This window comes from Roseateles asaccharophilus (assembly GCF_031458115.1).
Classification (GTDB): domain Bacteria; phylum Pseudomonadota; class Gammaproteobacteria; order Burkholderiales; family Burkholderiaceae_C; genus Pelomonas; species Pelomonas asaccharophilus_A.
The window spans coordinates 38,021-53,971 of record NZ_JAVDXV010000013.1; the positions used below are offsets into that span (position 1 = coordinate 38,021).

At 72.2% G+C, this 15,951-nt stretch carries 11 protein-coding genes; 6 read left to right on the forward strand and 5 right to left on the reverse strand.

The features are described from left to right. Position 1 precedes the first annotated feature (1 nt). Positions 2–784 carry an ATP-binding cassette domain-containing protein gene (locus tag J2X21_RS25985; protein WP_310333050.1) on the forward strand — a complete coding sequence of 261 codons (783 nt, stop codon included), beginning with the start codon at positions 2–4 and terminating at the stop codon, positions 782–784. Here J2X21_RS25985 and J2X21_RS25990 read toward each other — a convergent pair. Continuing rightward, a complete protein-coding gene (locus J2X21_RS25990) occupies positions 781–1,245 on the reverse strand; it encodes a hypothetical protein (RefSeq protein ID WP_310333051.1) in 465 nt (154 codons plus the stop codon). The two genes, J2X21_RS25985 and J2X21_RS25990, sit on opposite strands and share 4 nt — an antisense overlap. Further along, positions 1,242–1,364 (reverse strand): hypothetical protein, encoded by a 123-nt coding sequence (locus J2X21_RS25995; RefSeq protein WP_310333052.1) that lies wholly within the window; start codon positions 1,362–1,364, stop codon positions 1,242–1,244. Before J2X21_RS25995 ends, J2X21_RS25990 begins: the two co-directional genes overlap by 4 nt. Before the next feature lie 210 nt (positions 1,365–1,574). On the opposite strand from J2X21_RS25995, the gene J2X21_RS26000 reads away from it, so the two are divergent. Next, the gene (locus J2X21_RS26000) at positions 1,575–2,663 is read left to right on the forward strand and encodes an MBL fold metallo-hydrolase (protein WP_310333053.1); all 1,089 of its coding nucleotides are present in this window, start codon (positions 1,575–1,577) and stop codon (positions 2,661–2,663) included. Between the two features lie 4 nt (positions 2,664–2,667). Here the strand turns inward: J2X21_RS26000 and J2X21_RS26005 are convergent, their stop codons facing one another. Then, positions 2,668–3,069: an EF-Tu C-terminal domain-related protein gene (locus J2X21_RS26005; protein ID WP_310333054.1), complete on the reverse strand. Its 402-nt coding sequence runs from the start codon at positions 3,067–3,069 to the stop codon at positions 2,668–2,670. Positions 3,070–3,149: 80 nt separating this feature from the next. On the opposite strand from J2X21_RS26005, the gene J2X21_RS26010 reads away from it, so the two are divergent. Together J2X21_RS26010 and J2X21_RS26015 are read left to right on the forward strand one after the other, a co-directional pair. Next, the gene (locus J2X21_RS26010; protein ID WP_310333055.1) at positions 3,150–3,494 is read left to right on the forward strand and encodes a thioredoxin family protein; all 345 of its coding nucleotides are present in this window, start codon (positions 3,150–3,152) and stop codon (positions 3,492–3,494) included. Positions 3,495–3,632: 138 nt separating this feature from the next. Continuing rightward, the gene (locus J2X21_RS26015) at positions 3,633–12,158 is read left to right on the forward strand and encodes a GH36-type glycosyl hydrolase domain-containing protein (RefSeq protein WP_310333056.1); all 8,526 of its coding nucleotides are present in this window, start codon (positions 3,633–3,635) and stop codon (positions 12,156–12,158) included. A 61-nt stretch (positions 12,159–12,219) separates the two neighbouring features. Here the strand turns inward: J2X21_RS26015 and J2X21_RS26020 are convergent, their stop codons facing one another. Then, positions 12,220–12,423, reverse strand: coding sequence for a hypothetical protein (locus tag J2X21_RS26020; protein WP_310333057.1), 204 nt, complete (start codon positions 12,421–12,423; stop codon positions 12,220–12,222). 167 nt (positions 12,424–12,590) lie between these two features. On the opposite strand from J2X21_RS26020, the gene J2X21_RS26025 reads away from it, so the two are divergent. Both J2X21_RS26025 and J2X21_RS26030 read left to right on the forward strand, forming a co-directional pair. Beyond that, positions 12,591–14,081, forward strand: coding sequence for an ABC transporter permease/substrate-binding protein (locus tag J2X21_RS26025; RefSeq protein WP_310333125.1), 1,491 nt, complete (start codon positions 12,591–12,593; stop codon positions 14,079–14,081). Positions 14,082–14,107: 26 nt separating this feature from the next. Then, positions 14,108–14,899, forward strand: coding sequence for a substrate-binding periplasmic protein (locus tag J2X21_RS26030; RefSeq protein WP_310333058.1), 792 nt, complete (start codon positions 14,108–14,110; stop codon positions 14,897–14,899). Here the strand turns inward: J2X21_RS26030 and J2X21_RS26035 are convergent, their stop codons facing one another. Then, positions 14,900–15,892: an MBL fold metallo-hydrolase gene (locus J2X21_RS26035; protein WP_310333059.1), complete on the reverse strand. Its 993-nt coding sequence runs from the start codon at positions 15,890–15,892 to the stop codon at positions 14,900–14,902. Between the last annotated feature and the right edge of the window lie 59 nt (positions 15,893–15,951).

The window sequence follows — 15,951 nt, forward strand, 5'->3', positions numbered from 1 at the left end:
CATGTTTCTGACCGAGTTCGACACCCCTGTGCCGCCACGTGAACTGGCCCCCGAGGCCGCAGCGCCGCGCACATCGCCCGGCGACGGGCTGGCGGTGACGCTGCGCGGCATCGCCAAGTCCTTCGGCGCCCGCCATGTGCTGCAAGGCCTGGACCTGGACATCGCCCCCGGCGAGTTCGTCGCGCTGGTGGGCCGCAGCGGCTGCGGCAAGAGCACGCTGCTGCGCCTCATCGCCGGGCTGGATCAGCCCAGCGCCGGCACCGTCGAGGCCGGCCAGGTCCACGAGCGCCGGCTGATGTTCCAGGACGCCCGCCTGCTGCCCTGGAAACGAGTGGTGGACAACGTCGCGCTGGGCCTGGCTGGCCGCGATGCGAAGGACCGCGCGATGGAGGCGCTGTCGCAGGTCGGCCTCGCGGGCCGTGGCGGCGACTGGCCGTCCACGCTGTCCGGCGGCCAGCGCCAGCGCGTGGCGCTGGCCCGCGCGCTGGTGCACCGTCCGCGCCTGCTGCTGCTGGACGAACCGCTGGGCGCGCTGGATGCGCTGACGCGGCTGGAGATGCACCGCCTCATCGAACAGCTGTGGCGCCGCCACGGCTTCACGGCGCTGCTGGTCACGCACGACGTGGCCGAGGCCGTCGCGCTGGCCGACCGCGTGCTTCTCATCGACCGCGGCGGCATCGCGCTGGACGCCGCGGTCACGCTGCCCCGCCCGCGGTCACGGGCCGCGCCCGGTTTCGCCGAGCTGGAGGACCGCGTTCTGCGTCACATCGTTGGCCAGCCCTAGGTTTCCCGCCGTATCGCCTCGGCCCGCGCCAGGTGCACCCGCGCGCGGCTGAGCAGCCAGTTGTGCTTGTGCGTGCCCTCGGGCGGCTGCCAGGCCAGCAGCAGTTGCTGATAGCAGTGGCCCAGCGTCTCGAAGCTCAGCTGCAGGTCATCCCGCCGGCTCAGCAGCTCAGTCTGGGCCAGCAGGTCGGCTGGCCAGGGCGCGCAGCCGCTCTTGGCCGCCATCTCGCTGGACTTCAGATACTCGCCGTCCAGGTTCGCGATCAGCACGTTCATGCGCCGCACGCCCACGCCACGCAGCTGCCGCAGCGCATCCGGCTGAGCGCAGGTCTCCTCCAGATGCTTGAGCTGCGCGAGCAGCAGCGTCCACAGCTTGCGCAAGGCCTCGCGGTCGGGCGCCGCCTGAGGCCCATGGGCGGAGTGGCGCGCGCTAGCCTCGGCCTGCTCCGACGCCGCAATCATGCGCGCCAGCCGGTCGGCAGGCGCGGCCCCTGGGCCCGGGCCGCGTTGCACAGCCAGCGGCTTTCGTTCAGCGCGGCCATGCACAGCCGCGCAGCGGCACACGCAAGGGATGTGACCATGGTTGTCTCCTGCAGCTGGGCAGCTGGCTGTCTTGTCGTTCTAAATCGCCGCGGATTGGCAACCGATCAGGCCGCTTGACCCGCGCCTGCGCAGTATTCCGCCGCCCACCCGCGCGCCGCCATTTGCCATTCCTTATGGCGGACATAGCGACAAACTTCCAAGAAGTCCACCGCCGGCCGGGGTTGGCCGGCTGCGGGCACACTCACCGGATGCCCAGTTTGCGCCATCTTTCCCTACTCGCCACCCTGGCCGTTGCGGCCCTCGCCGCCGGCTGCGCCAGCAGCGGCAGCTGCGATTCGCCCTACGCGTCTTCGCCGCAGTTCAAGGACTGCGGCTTCGTGAACCCGCCCAACGCCGCGACGCCGCCCAGCGCCAGCGGCTGGAAGATCTGGTCGCGCTTCCTGTTCGCCGGCAAGACGGGCACCGTGCCGGTCGACGCCATCCCGGTGCGGCCGCTGACCCGCGCGCAGCTGGACGCGCTGGACCCGCAGGCCAACCATGTCGTGCGGCTGGGCCATTCGTCGCACCTGCTGAAGCTGCAGGGTCGCTACTGGCTGATCGACCCGGTGTTCGGCGAGCGCGTGTCGCCGTTCAGCTTTGCCGGCCCCAAGCGCTTCCACGCGCCGCCGCTGGCGCTGCAGGATCTGCCCCCCATCGCCGGCATCATCCTGTCGCACGACCACTACGACCACCTGGACGTACCCACCATCGCCCACCTCGCGCAGAAGGCCGAGCGCTACTTCGTGCCGCTGGGCGTGAAGGCGCGGCTGGTGGACATGGGCGTGCCGGCCGAGCGCGTGCAGGAGTTCGACTGGTGGCAAGCCGCCACGCACGCCGGCGTGAAGCTCACCGCCACGCCGGCCCAGCACTTCTCGGGCCGCACGCTCAGCGACCGCAACAGCACGCTGTGGGCGTCATGGGCGCTGGAAAGCGGCGGGCAGCGCATCTTCTACAGCGGCGACTCCGGCTACTTCGGCGGCTTCAAGCAGATCGGCGAGCGCTTCGACGGCTTCGAGCTGGCGCTGATGGAGAACGGCGCCTACGACGCCTACTGGCCGGGCGTGCACATGACGCCCGAGCAGAGCGTGCAGGCCTTCATGGACCTGCGCGGCAAGCAGCTGTATTCGGTGCACAACAGCACGTTCGACCTGGCCTTCCACACCTGGCAGGACCCGCTCAACCGCATTGCCGACCTGGCCGATGCCCAGGGCATCGCGCTGGCCACGCCGGAGATCGGCGAGGTGCTGACCGTAGGCCAGCCGCGCAGCAACAAGCGCTGGTGGGCGGGGCTGAAGTAGCCGCTCAGCGCAGTTGGACGGCGCCCTTGCCCACCTGCTTGCCGCCCTCCAGCACCGTGAACTCCCCCTTGCCGGGCACAACGCTGACGGCCTCCTCGCACACCAGCGTCGCGTTGGTCGTCTGCCCCGGCTCCAGCGACGGGAAGTGCTTGGGCAGTTGAACGACGCAGCCCACCTCGGCGCCGGTCGACGCGAAACGCAGCTGCGGCCGGTAGTTGTTGCCGATGGCGCTGCCGCGCCCGACCTCGCCTTCGGCCTTCAGCAGCGTCAGGCTGACGGTGATGGGCGATTGCGCGTTGAAGACCACGGGCATGGCTGCACGTCCATCGTCGGCCGACTTGGAGCAGCCCGCGGCCAACCACGAAGCGACGCAGACGACGGCGGTGCAGCGCAGCAGCTTGTCCATGGCGATTGCTCCGCAGCGTTGGAGCCCCCGTTATATCCCGCCGCCAGCCCGCCTGCAGCGGCCGTGGCACCATGCCGCCCATGTCTCTTCACGTCGCCTGCCTCTGCGCCGCCTGGTGCCGCACCTGCGAGTCCTATCAAGAAGTCTTCGAAGCCGCCTGCGCCGAGCTGCCGCAGGCCGGGCTGCACGTGCGCTGGATAGACATCGAGGACGAAGCGGAGTTGGTCGGCGATCTGGACATCGAGACCTTCCCGACGCTGCTCATCGCCGACGGCGAGCATGTGAGATTTGCCGGCCCGCTGCCCCCTCAACCCGAAACGTTGAAGCGCGTGCTGCGCGCCCACCTGGCCGATGCGACGCCGGCCCGCGTGGCCGCCGAGTACATCGAGCTGGCTCATCGCCTCAAGACGGGGCATCACCCCTAACTCGACGGCCCTAATCCACCGATTTTTTCGCATCGCGAGCGGGGCGGCCTCCGACAGCGCAAACCGTAGGACTCCACTGACATCCATACGGCACGCAAGCCGCTGTCCCCCATGGGCCAGCCCGCCCAAAGTGCTTGCATGACCGATGCGCCGCCCGCCCCACCCGCACCGCCGCCCCAGGACCTGACGCCCGCCGGCGCCACCACCGCCTTCCTGCGCGTCGCCGCAGGCCCCGAAGCCGCCGCCCCCGCGGTACGCGCCGTGCAGTTCGGCGCCGAACGCTTTGCCGAGCACGGCCGCAGCCTGGCCGCGGCGCAGCGCGTGGAGAGCGACGGCCACAAGCCCCGCCCCTTCTCCCCGCGACTGCGCAGCAACCTGCAGGTATGGAGCGCAGCGCTGGAGGTCTTGTCCGAGGAAGGCCTGCAGGCCGACACCGACCCCGCGCACGCCTGGCTGCTGGACAACGCCCGCCTCGTGCAGCAGCAGCTCGACGAGGTGCTGCACGACCTGCCGCGCAGCTACTTCCAGCGCCTGCCGCGCCTCGCCGACGAGCCGCTGCAAGGTCTGCCGCGCGTCTACGGCGTGGCGTGGGCCTGGGTCGCGCATGCCGACAGCTCGCTGGACCTGAGCGTGATGCGCCATTTTCTCGAGGGCCATCACGAATCCCAGGCGCTCACGCTGCGCGAGCTGTGGGCGCTGCCGTCCACGCTGCGCGTGGTGCTGGTGGAGAACCTGCGGCGCCTCGCCGAGCGCGCAGCCTGGCGCCACCTCGCCCGGCGCGCAGCGCAGCGGCTGTTCGAGGCGCTGCCGCAGCTGAGCGCCGATGCAGTGCAGCGCCAGCTGGCCGACTGGCAGCGCGCCTGGCCGCGGGAGCCGGCGGTTGAGGCGCTGGCGCTGCGCCTGCACGATCGCCTGCTGGACCGCGCGATAGGCCTGCCCGAGCAGACCGACGAGCCCGAGAACTCGCCCTGGGCCGCAGCGCAACGCTGGATCTCATCGGTGCTGGCCGACCCGGCGGCCGCGCAAGCGCACGCGCAGACTGAAAGCGCGGCCGACCACCAAAGCATCCGCAACGCGATCGGCAGTTTGCGCCAACTGGGCGCCGCCGACTGGGCAGGCCTATTCCAGGCCGTGCATCCGGCGCTGAAGGCGCTGAGCCGCATCGACGTCTACCGCGAGGAACACGACAGCACGCAGGACCGTGCGATGCACGCCATCGAAGCACTGGCCGCCCGCCACGGCCTGCCCGAGGCCGAGGTCGCGCAGGTGCTGCGCCTGCTCTGCAGCGATCCCGATTGGCCCGAGGACGCCGCCGAGCGCGCGCCGCTGCACTGGCTGACCGGTCGCGGACGACCGCGCCTGCTGCAGGAACTGCGCGTGAAGGAGCAGTGGCCCGAACGCGCCACTGCCGTGCTGCTGGAGCAGCGCACCGCGATCTACCTGTGCTGCCTCGCGCTGCTGGGCGCGGCGGCGATGAGCCTGCTACTGGCCGTGGGACTGCCTGCCGGTACCGGCGCCTGGGTGGTGCTGGGCGCCGCGCTGCTGGCGCTGCTGCCCGTCAGCGAGGCCGTCGTCGCGCTGGCCAACCGGCTCATCAGCGAATGCGCGCCCCCCCTGCGGCTGCCACGGCTGTTCTGGCCAGGCGGCATCCCGGCGCATTCACGCACCTTGGTCGTCATCCCGTGCATGCTGACGCGGCCGCGCGGCATCGCGACCTTGCTGGCGCAGCTGGAGCGCCACCACCTCGCCAACCTGGAGTCCGAGGCACAGTTCGCGCTGCTGAGCGACTTCGGCGATGCGAAGTCGCAGCAACTGCCGCAGGACGAAGCGCTGGTCGAGCAGGCACTGGCCGGCATGCAGGCCTTGAACGAGCGCCACGGCCCCAGCTGCGACGGCCGGCCCCGCTTCCTGCTGCTGCATCGCGAGCGGCGCTGGAGCGAGACCGAACAGCACTGGATAGGCTGGGAGCGCAAGCGCGGCAAGACCGAGGCGCTGGTGGCGCTGCTGGCCGGCCAGCCCGCCGACACGCTGCCCGACCGCTTCATGGACCTGGGCGAGCTGTCCACGCCGGCGCCTGGCATTCGCCATCTTGTGACGCTGGACAGCGACACGGCGCTGCCCCCCGGCGCGTTGCGTGAGCTGGTGGCCATTGCCGCCCATCCGCTGAACCGACCGCGCGTGGCGTCCACGCCGCGTGGCGGTGTCACCGTCGTGCATGGCCACGGCATGCTGCAGCCGCGCATCGCGACGCCGCTGGCCACCGCCGCGGGCAGCTCCACGGTGCACGGCACCTGGTTCCACAGCCTGTTCGCCGGGCAGCCGGGGCTGGACCCGTACAGCACCGCCAGCTCCGAGGTCTACCAGGACCTGTTCGACGAAGGCAGCGCATCCGGCAAGGGCCTCATCGACGTGCAGGCCGCGGCCCTTGTGCTGGCGCACCGGCTGCCCGAGAGCCAGGTCTTGAGCCATGATCTGCTGGAAGGCTCGCTGATGCGCTGCGCCGGCGTCAGCGACGTGACGCTGATGGAGCCCGCGCCCATGCACGCCGACGTGGCGGCCTCGCGCATCCACCGCTGGACGCGCGGCGACTGGCAGCTGCTGCCTTTCATCGCGCACGCGCGCCGCTGGGGCCTGCGCGGCATCCATGTCTGGAAGATGCTGGACAACCTGCGCCGCAGCCTGGTCGCGCCCGCCGCGCTACTGCTGCTGGTGACCTCATGGCTGGGCGTGGGCCTGACGCCCGGTTGGGCGCTGGCCGCCGCCGCCGCGGCCTTCGGCGCGGGTCCGCTGATGGGGGCACTGGCCGGCTGCGCGCCGACGCGCGACCGCATCTCGCTGCCGCGCTTCTACCGCCAGGCGCTCATCGAGCTGGGCCGCGCCGTGGGCGGCACGCTGTGGCATCTGGCGCTGCTGCCAGCCGCCACATGGCTGCAGCTGGATGCGATCACGCGCGCGTTGTGGCGCCACTTCATGACGCGCCGCAGCCTGCTGGAATGGACCACCGCCGATGCCGCCGAAGCCGCCGCCCGCACCGACTGGCTGCCGCTGTGGCGCCAGCATCGCAAGCTGACCATCTCCAGCGGCGTGCTGGCGATCGCGCTGATGGCGCTTGCGTCGCTGGGCGTGCCGGTGGCATGGGACGAGGCGCTGCCGCTGGTGCTGGCCTGGCTGCTGTCGCCGCTGTGGATCGCGCTGGCCAGCCGCCCGCGCGCGCGGCCGCGCCGCGAGGCCGTCAACGACGACGAACGCCACTACCTGCTGGGCGTCGCGCGCGACACCTGGCGCTGGTTCGAGCGCTGGGTCACGAAGGACGACCACGATCTGCCGCCCGACAACGTGCAGTTCGACCCCGACGTGGCCGTGGCCCATCGCACCTCGCCCACCAACATCGGCCTGTACCTGTTGTCCGCCTGTTGCGCGCGCGAGTTCGGCTGGCTGCACGACGTGGGCCTGGCCGAGCGCGTGGGCCGCACGTTGGACACGCTGGACAAGCTCCCCAAGCACCGTGGCCACCTCTACAACTGGATGGAGACGCAGCGCCTGGCCGTGCTGGAGCCGCCCTATGTATCGGCGGTGGACAGCGGCAACCTGTGCGCGCACCTGCTGGTGGTGGCGGCGGCCTGCGAGGGCTTCGCGCGCGGTGGAGACGGCTTCCCGCCGCCGCCCGAGGTGGCCCAGGCCCTGAACAGCGTCGCGGCCCGCGCCCGTGCGCTGGCGCTGGCGCACGACTTCACCTGGCTGTACGACACCCAGCGCCGCCTGCTGCACATCGGCGCCATCGCGCCGCTGGGCTGTGAGCCCGGCACCGAGCGGCTGGACCAGAACCACTACGACCTGCTCGCCTCCGAGGCGCGGCTGGCCAGCCTGGTCGGCATCGCCAAAGGCGACCTGCCCGCCTCGCACTGGGGCGCTTTAGGCCGGCCCTTCTTCTCGCGCGGCCAGGTCACGGGGCTGAAGAGCTGGTCGGGCTCCATGTTCGAGATGCTGATGCCATCGCTGGTGCTGGACGAGCCGGCCGGCAGCGCGCTGGAGCAGGCCGCCCGCGCGACGGTGCTGGAGCAGATCCGCGAAGGTCGTGCGCGCGGTCTGCCCTGGGGCGTGTCCGAGAGCGCCTACGCCAAGCGCGACGAGAGCCTGGCCTACCAGTACGGCCCGCAGGGCACGGCCGCGCTGGCGCTGCGCGACACGCCGCCGGACGAGATCGTCATCGCGCCGTATGCGACGCTGATGGCCACGATGGTGATGCCGCGCGCGGCGGTGGCCAACCTGCGCCAGCTGCAGGCGCTGGGTGCGCGCCACGACACCGGCTTCATGGAGGCGCTGGACTACACGGCAGGCCGGCAGCCGGAGGCCGCAGGCGAGGCCCCGGCGACCAAGCTGCAGCGCATCGGCACGACGATGAGCCACCACCACGGCATGAGCCTGATCGCGCTGACCGAGGTGCTGTGCGGCGGCGCGCCGCAGCGCTGGGCCGACGCCGAGCCGCGGCTGTCGGCCGTGCGCTGGCTGCTGCACGAGCGCGCGCCGCATGAGGTGGCGCCACTGGTGGAGCCGCCGCGGCCGCCCCGCCGCACCGCGCCACGCCGCGCTCACACGTCGCTGCTGGTGCCCGATGTGCGCGGCCGCGCGCTGCCCGCCACCGCGTGGCTGGGCCACGGAAAGTTGTCCGCGATGCTGCGCGAGCATGGCGGCGGCACGCTGATGTGGGGTGAGCCGGGCCAGCAGGTGCTGGTCAACCGCTGGCACGACGACCTCGCGCAAGACCTGCTGGGCCATCACCTGCACCTGCGCGACCTGGACACGCCCTGGCCCGCCAGCACCGAGCAGAGCTGGCGCGGCGGCCCCGAGTCCAGCCCCTGGCGGTCGCTGACGCTGCGGCCCACGCCGGGCCCGCAATGGCGCTATGGCGCGCGGCTGCATCCGGCCAGCGCGCAGTTCACGGCCGAAGGCGAGCAGCTGCACGCGCACACCGAGGTCTGGGTGGCCGTGGAGGACGACGTGGAACTGCGCCGCATCACGCTGCGCAACCTGTCGGACCGCGACCGCCGCATCGTGCTGGTGTCCAGCTTCGAGCCGGTGCTGGCGCCGGCCCGCGCGGACCTGGCGCACCCGGCCTTCGGCAAGCTGTTCCTGCAGGCCCACTGGCTGCCCGACAAGCGCGCGCTGTGCTGGCAGCGCCTGCCGCGCGGCCACAAGGAGAAAGCCGTGCACGCGATGCACGCGTTGTCCGGCCTGGAGCTGGAAGGCGGCGCGCGGCTGGAGCGGCTGCAGGCCGGCGCCGACCGCGCCCACTGGCTGGCCCGTGGCGGGCGCCCCGGCCAGCCGGGCGGCGCCATCGCGCGCGCCGAGGCCAAGGCGCTGATCAACGGCCAGGTGACGGGGCTGTCCAGCGCGGCCGGCGCACTGGACACCGGCAACGACCCGATCTCGCTGATCCACGTGACGCTGACGCTGCCGCCCGGCAGTCGCGTGATGCTGACCGTCTCCACCGCCGCCGCGGCCGACGCGCAGACGCTGAACCATGTGCTGGACAAACTGGCCCAGCAGCCGCTGCGCGAGCGCACGCTGACGCTGGCGCACACGATGGCCGGCGTGCGAACCCAGGGGGCGGGTCTGGCGCCGGGTGCGTGGCGGGCGGGTCTGGCGCTGCAGACGCTGCTGACCTCGCAGGCCCCGCGCGAGGGCGTCGTGGCGCTGGAAGGCAGCTTCCAGCGCGACGCGCTGTGGCGCCACGGCATCTCGGGCGACGCGCCCATCATCCTCATCCGCGTGGCCGACACCACCGGCGTGATGATGGTGCGGGAGCTGTGCGCGCTGCTGCAGGCGCAGGGCAGCCCGCTGGCGGTGGACATCGTCGTGCTGGACGCCGAGCCGGCGTCCTACCTCGCCCCGGTGTCGCGCGCGCTGCGCTCGCTGGCCGAGCAGATCCGCGGCCGCGCCAAACTGCATGTGCTGGCCGACGCCGCCGTGCAGGACGACACGCGCTTCGCGCTGAACCTGCTGGCGCGCGTGCGCTGGTTCGCCGACGGCCGGCCGCTGGCGCAGGCACTGGAGCGCCTGCCAGCACCGCACGAACAGGCCGCGAAGGCGCGCCGCGAGGCCGGTGCCATCCATGTGCAATGGCGCCATGCCGAACCCGGCGCCGTGCAGCCGCCGCATGAGTTCGACGCCGCGAGCGGCGCCTGCGGCTTCGAGCTGGGGCCGCGCGCGCAGCCGCCGCGGCCGTGGGTCAACGTCATCGCCAACGAAGGCTTTGGCTGCCAGGTCTCCGAGCGCGGCGCGGGCATGGCCTGGGCCGCCAACAGCCGGCTGCACCAGATCACGCCCTGGTCCAACGACGCGCTGCTGGACTCGCCCGGCGAGTGGCTGATCCTGCACTGCCTGGACAGCGGCTGCGCCTGGCTGCTGGGCCGCGCCAGCGACCACCAGGCCGTGGCCCATCTGCCCGGTGCGACGGCGATGGCCTTCACGCTGCCCGGCATGGTCGTGCGGCTGCGCTGGACCGTCGATGCCGAGGCGGCGCTGCGTCAATGCCAGGTGGAACTGCACGCCGCCCCCGGCACCGCGCCGCGGCGGCTGCGCCTGCTGGCCGCCGCGCAATGGCAGCTGGGCATGGACAGCGGCGCACGCCGCAGCGTGGTCACGCGCGTGGAGAGCCCGCTGAGCGCCGACACGCCGCTGCTGGTGCTGGCCACTCAGGCCGACGGCTTGAACGGCTTTGGCGGCCAGACGGCCTGGATGGCGCTGCGCCCCACGCTGGGTGGCGACGTCACGCCGGACCTGCTGCCCGAACTGGCCGAGGACCACGCGCTGTGGCCGTGGCCGCACGAGGCCGGCTTCACGCCCGACCTGAACCCGCCACGGCAATGGAGCACGCCGGTCGAAGCCAGCGGCGACCGCCGGCTGCTGTTCGACGGCGAGGGTCGCCTCGTCATGCCGCAGGCGCTGGACGGCCAGGCTGGCCCCGGCACCGACCCCGCCGCGCTGCTGGCCGTGCCGCTGCGCCTGGAGGCCGGCCATGCCTGGCACGCCACCGTGCTGCTGGGCCACGCGCCGACGCTGGTCGCTGCCCGCGAGCTGGCTCGCGGCGCCTGGCGGCTGGACCCGCTGCGCCGCCTGGCCGCGCAGCGCCAGGTGTGGCGCACGCTCAGCAGTGCCGTGCAGGTGGCCACGCCGGATGCGGGCTTCGACGCGCTGGTCAACCACTGGCTGCCAGCGCAGGTGTTGGGCTGCCGCATCTGGGGGCGTGCGGGCTTCTTCCAGGCCGGTGGCGCCTTCGGGTTCCGCGACCAGCTGCAGGATGCGATGTCGCTGGTGGGCCATGCGCCGGAACGCCTGGCCGAGCAGATCCGCCGCCACGCGCGTCGGCAGTTCCCCAAGGGCGACGTGCAGCACTGGTGGCACGAGCCCGCCGGCGCCGGCGTGCGCACGCATTTCGCTGACGATCGGCTGTGGCTGGCGCTGGCGCTGGCGCTCTACACGGAGCGCACCGGCGACACCGCGCTGGCCGACGAACAGGCTCCTTTCATCCACGGCCGCGAGGTGCCGGAAGGCGCCGAGGACATCTACGAGACGCCCGAGGTCAGCACCGAGACGGCCAGCCTGTACGAGCATGCGGCACGCAGCATCGACGTCAGCCTGCCGGTGGGCGCGCACGGCCTGCCGCTGTTCGGCACCGGCGACTGGAACGACGGCATGAACCGCGTCGGCGCGGAGGGCCGTGGCGAGTCGGTGTGGATGGGCTTCTTCCTGTGCGCCGTCATAGACGCGCTGCGGCCCATGGCCATCGCCCGGGGCGAGCACGAGCGCGCCGAGCGCTGGAAGCAGGCGCGCGATCAGCTCTCCGCCGCGCTGGACGCCAACGCGTGGGACGGCGAGTGGTACCGCCGCGGCTGGTTCGACGACGGCACGCCGCTGGGCACGCACACGGCCAGCGAATGCCGCATCGACCTCATCGTGCAGGCCTGGGCCGTGCTGACCGGCGCGGCCCGGCCGGACCGCGCGGCGCAGGCGCTGGACAGCGCCTGGCGCGAACTGCACGACCGCGACGCCCACCTGCTGCGCCTGCTGTGGCCGCCGCTGAAGGACCATCATCCCGAGGCCGGCTACATCCAGGCCTACCCCGGCGGCGTGCGCGAGAACGGCGGCCAATACAACCACGCCGCCACCTGGGCGCTGATGGCCAGCGCCCGATTGGGACAGGCCGAGCGCGCCTGGGCCGCGTTCACGGCGATCAGCCCGGCGCACCGTGGCGCGCACGGCGCCGTCTACGGCCTGGAACCGTTCGCCGTGGCCGGCGACATCGAGACGGCGCAGCCACACGCCGGCCGCGGCGGCTGGAGTTGGTACACCGGCGCGGCCGGCTGGCTGCTGCGCGCGGCGGTGGAGAACATCTGCGGCGTGCGGCTGGCGGCCGGCCAGCTCAGCGTGCAGCCCTGCCTGCCGCCGCATTGGTCGCAGGCGCGCGTCACGCTCAACGTGGGCGGCCGCGTCGTCGAGCTGCTGGTGCAGCGGGCCGGCGCGCAAACGCGCGTGCCGGCGGGCTTCCGAGCGCTGCCGCCGGGCGAGGTGCTGGTGCTGGCGGACGAGCCGGGCGAGCTCAAGCTGTGGGTGCCCGCGCCCGAACGTTCTCAAGTGCCCCGTGCAGAGCCCGTACTGGTCTGAGCGTCCAACGCAAAGCGGCCCCTCGGGGCCGCTCGTTGTTTCGGCAAGACTTGCCGGCGCTTCAGGCGCTGAAGGTCAGGAACAGCGCCATCACGACGCTGCCCAGCACCACGGTGGTGAACAGCCGGTGGCCCACGGCCGCGTCCAGCGCCTCCAGCGAGCACAGCGCGCGCTGGCTGCGGTCCGACAGCTTGCGGCACTGGCGCAGGTGCGCGCCCAGGCTGTCCCGATGCTGGCGCAACAAAAGATCGGTGGCTCGGGACATGGGGAACTCCTGGGTTATGGGTTGAACTTGAACAATAGGTCTGGAAACGCGCCGTTGCATTCGGAGACGTTCCGCGTCGGATGTAGGACCAGGCCGACCGGTCTTGAGGCAGCATCACGGTCATGAGCTTGCTCCGCCTTGCGTTGCTGACCTGCCTGATCCTGGTAATGGGCAATCTGCATGCCCAGCCCGTCAAGGTCGGTTCCAAGCGATTTACCGAGAGCTATCTGCTGGGCGAGATCGTCAGCCAGACGCTATCGGCCCAGGGCCGGCCCGCCGAGCATCGCCAGGGCCTGGGCAACACGGCCATCCTGGCCGCGGCGCTGCGCGAAGGGCAGATCGATGTCTACCCCGAGTACACCGGCACCATCGTCCGCGAACTGCTGAAGCGCGAGTCGCCCGCCGACGCGCAGGCTTCCCTGCAGCAGATCAATGCATGGCTAGCACCGCTGGGCCTGAAGGCCGGTGTGCCGCTGGGCTTCAACAACAGCTATGCGCTGGCGATGCGCGAGGCCGACGCGGTGCGGCTGGGCATTGCGACGATCTCCGACCTGGCCGCAAAAACCGCAAAGGACACGCCGACGCTGAAGATGGGCCTGTCGCACGAATTCATCGCCCGCGCCGACGGCTGGCCGGCGCTGCAGCGTGCCTACGGCCTGAAGCTGAGCCCCGGTGCCGGGCTGGACCACGGGCTGGCCTATCAGGCGCTGGCCGGTGGCCAGGTGGACCTGATCGACGTCTACACGACCGATGCGCAACTGGCCCGCCAGCCGGTGCGCGTGCTGCGCGACGACCGCGGTTTCTTCCCGCGCTACGACGCGGTGCTGCTGATGCGCGCCACGCTGGACGACGCGCCGCTGCAGGCGCTGGCCGGGCGGCTGGACGAGGCACGCATGATCCGGCTGAACGCCGCCGCCGAGTTGGACGGCCGCCCGTTCGCCGACGTCGCGCGCGGTTTTCTCGGTCCGGCGGCGCCCACTGCCGCGCAGGGGCTGACGCAACGTCTGCTGGCACCCGACCTGGCGCGGCTGCTGGGCCAGCATCTGGCGCTGGTGCTGGCGTCGCTGGCCATGGCGGTCGCGCTGGCCGTGCCGCTGGGCATCGCGGCGCACCGCCTGCCGCGGCTGGCCGCGCCGGTGATGGCGGTGGTGGGCCTGCTGCAGACGCTGCCTTCGCTGGCGCTGCTGGCCTTCCTGATCGCGCTGTTGGGCCGCATCGGCTTCGTGCCGGCGCTGCTGGTACTGTTCGTCTACGCGCTGCTGCCCATCGTGCGCAACACGCACGCGGGACTGCAGGCGGTGCCGGACGGGCTGCGCCAGGCGGCGCTGGCCCTGGGCCTCACGCGCGGCCAGGCGCTGCGCGCGGTGGAACTGCCGCTGGCGCTGCCCACGCTGCTGGCCGGCGTGAAGACGGCCGCCGTCACCAACGTGGGCACGGCCACGGTGGCGGCCTTCGTCGGCGCGGGCGGGCTGGGCGAGCGCATCGTCGCCGGCCTGGCCGTCAACGACAGCGCGCTGATGCTGGCCGGTGCCCTGCCTGCCGCGGGCCTGGCCATCGTCGTGCAGCTGACTTTCGATGCGTGGGAACGACTGATTTCGCCATGGGCCGCCAGCAACCCTCACAATGGGCCGCGCAGTTCAGGGGGTCAAGGAGCATGAACGCAAGCGTGCGAGCAGGCCTGTGCATGGCCGGATGGCTGGCGGTAGCGACCGCGCAAGCCGCCTGCACGCGCCCCATCAACGTGCCGATGGCCGCCATCGGCGTCAGCGTCAACTTCGACGAAAGCAAGGCGGTGGGCATCTATCCGACGCTGCTGCGCGAGGTGGCCGCCAGCACGCGCTGCCAACTGGACATGCACAAGGTGCCGCGCGCGCGGCTGCAGACGCTGTTCGACGCTGGCCAAGCCGACATGCTCATCCCCGCCTCAGCCACGCCCGCGCGGGACGCCATCGCCGAGTTCGTGCCGCTGATCCAGGTGCGCGTGAGCCTGCTGACGCTGGATGCCGACGCCGCCGTGCCGCGCTCGCTGGCCGACCTGCTGGCCCAGCCCGACTACAAGCTGGCGGTGGTGCGCGGCTTCTCGTTCGGCGCGGCCTACGACGCTACCGTCGCCGCGCTGCGCCAGCGTAACCGGCTCATCGAGGAACCCGACCCCAGCGGCGTGGCGCGTGCGCTGCGCCAGGGCCTGGCCCAGGCCACGGTGATGACGGCGTCCATCATGGTCGGCACACTGGTCAACGACACCGAACTGCAGCCGCTGCTGAAGCGGCTGCGCATCGAGCCGCTGGAGGAACTGGGCTGGAGCGCCAGCGGCCTGTATCTTTCGCGCCGCGCGCTGGGCGAGGCCGACCGGCGCACGCTGCGCACGGCCTTCGGGCAGGCGGCGCGCAACGGCCGCATCTGGCAGCTCTTCAACGAGCACCATCCACCCGGCAGCCTGGGCGTCAGCATCCGGCCGCTGCCCACGCCGCCCTGATCAACGCAGCTGCGTGCTGTAGTCCAGCGGCAGCCAGGTCCAGCCCTTGCCGGCCTGGCGCAGCCGGCCCATGCCAGGGAAGCTGAAGTGCGAGGCCCCCACCAGGCTGCCGTCCCGCGCCAGTTCGGCAAACACGCGGGCCCGCGCCGCCGCGGCCTGGGGCTCATCGGTGTCGAACGCGATGGTGATGCCGGGCGACGCCAGCTGCACCGACGCGACGTGGATCAAGTCGCCGATCAGCACCAGACGCTGGCCCTGGCTTTCGACCGCGTAGATCGCATGGCCCGGCGTGTGGCCCGGTGTCGCAACGGTCCGTACGCCCGGCACGATCTCGCTGTCGCGCTCGAAGGTCTTCAGCCGGCCCGCCTTCACATAAGGCTGCAGCGAGGCCTGTGCGCCCTGGAAGAAGCCCTTTTTCTCCTGGGGCGCCGCGTCCAGCTGCGCCTGCGACAGCCAGTACTCGGCCTCGGCCTTGTGCGCGTGCACAGTGGCGTTGGAGAACAGACGCTGGCCGTCGGCCGCGAGGCCGCCCACGTGGTCGGCGTGCATGTGGGTGATGAGGATGTCGTCCACCTGTTCGGACGCGTAGCCGGCCGCGCGGATCTGCTGCATCAGCTTGCCCAGCGTGGGGCCGAAAAGGCCGCCAGCGCCGGCATCCACCAGGACGAGGCGGCTGCCCGTGTTGATGAGCCAGGCATTGACGGAGGTCTCCAGCGGCGCCGACTGGAAATGCTGCTTCAGCTCGGCCGCGACATGGCCGTGCGGCGCATGCAGCAGCTGGTCCACCGGCAGTGCGACGGTGCCGTCGCTCAGCGCGGTGATCTCGAAGGCGCCCAGCACCAGCCGGTACCAGCCGGGCGCCTGGGTCTTGTGCTGCGGCGCGGCAGCCTGGGCGGGTGCAACCCAGGCGGCCGGGGCCAGGCCGGCCAGCCCGATGGCGGCGGCCAATGCCAGGCGGGCGGGGAAACGGGAAACGAAACTGAGGGCTTGCATCGGTGAGCTTTCTAGCGGCGCGGCGGCCGCTTCGGTGGGTGGGTGTTCGCGAACGGCGC

Coding starts and splice junctions, on each gene's coding strand:
- J2X21_RS26015 (WP_310333056.1), top strand. CDS start 3,633: ATGACCGATGCGCCGCCCGCCCCACCCGCACCGCCGCCCCAGGACCTG.
- J2X21_RS26000 (WP_310333053.1), top strand. CDS start 1,575: ATGCCCAGTTTGCGCCATCTTTCCCTACTCGCCACCCTGGCCGTTGCG.
- J2X21_RS26005 (WP_310333054.1), bottom strand. CDS start 3,069: ATGGACAAGCTGCTGCGCTGCACCGCCGTCGTCTGCGTCGCTTCGTGG.
- J2X21_RS26035 (WP_310333059.1), bottom strand. CDS start 15,892: ATGCAAGCCCTCAGTTTCGTTTCCCGTTTCCCCGCCCGCCTGGCATTG.
- J2X21_RS25985 (WP_310333050.1), top strand. CDS start 2: ATGTTTCTGACCGAGTTCGACACCCCTGTGCCGCCACGTGAACTGGCC.
- J2X21_RS26020 (WP_310333057.1), bottom strand. CDS start 12,423: ATGTCCCGAGCCACCGATCTTTTGTTGCGCCAGCATCGGGACAGCCTG.
- J2X21_RS25995 (WP_310333052.1), bottom strand. CDS start 1,364: ATGGTCACATCCCTTGCGTGTGCCGCTGCGCGGCTGTGCATGGCCGCG.
- J2X21_RS25990 (WP_310333051.1), bottom strand. CDS start 1,245: ATGATTGCGGCGTCGGAGCAGGCCGAGGCTAGCGCGCGCCACTCCGCC.
- J2X21_RS26030 (WP_310333058.1), top strand. CDS start 14,108: ATGGCCGGATGGCTGGCGGTAGCGACCGCGCAAGCCGCCTGCACGCGC.
- J2X21_RS26010 (WP_310333055.1), top strand. CDS start 3,150: ATGTCTCTTCACGTCGCCTGCCTCTGCGCCGCCTGGTGCCGCACCTGC.
- J2X21_RS26025 (WP_310333125.1), top strand. CDS start 12,591: ATGGGCAATCTGCATGCCCAGCCCGTCAAGGTCGGTTCCAAGCGATTT.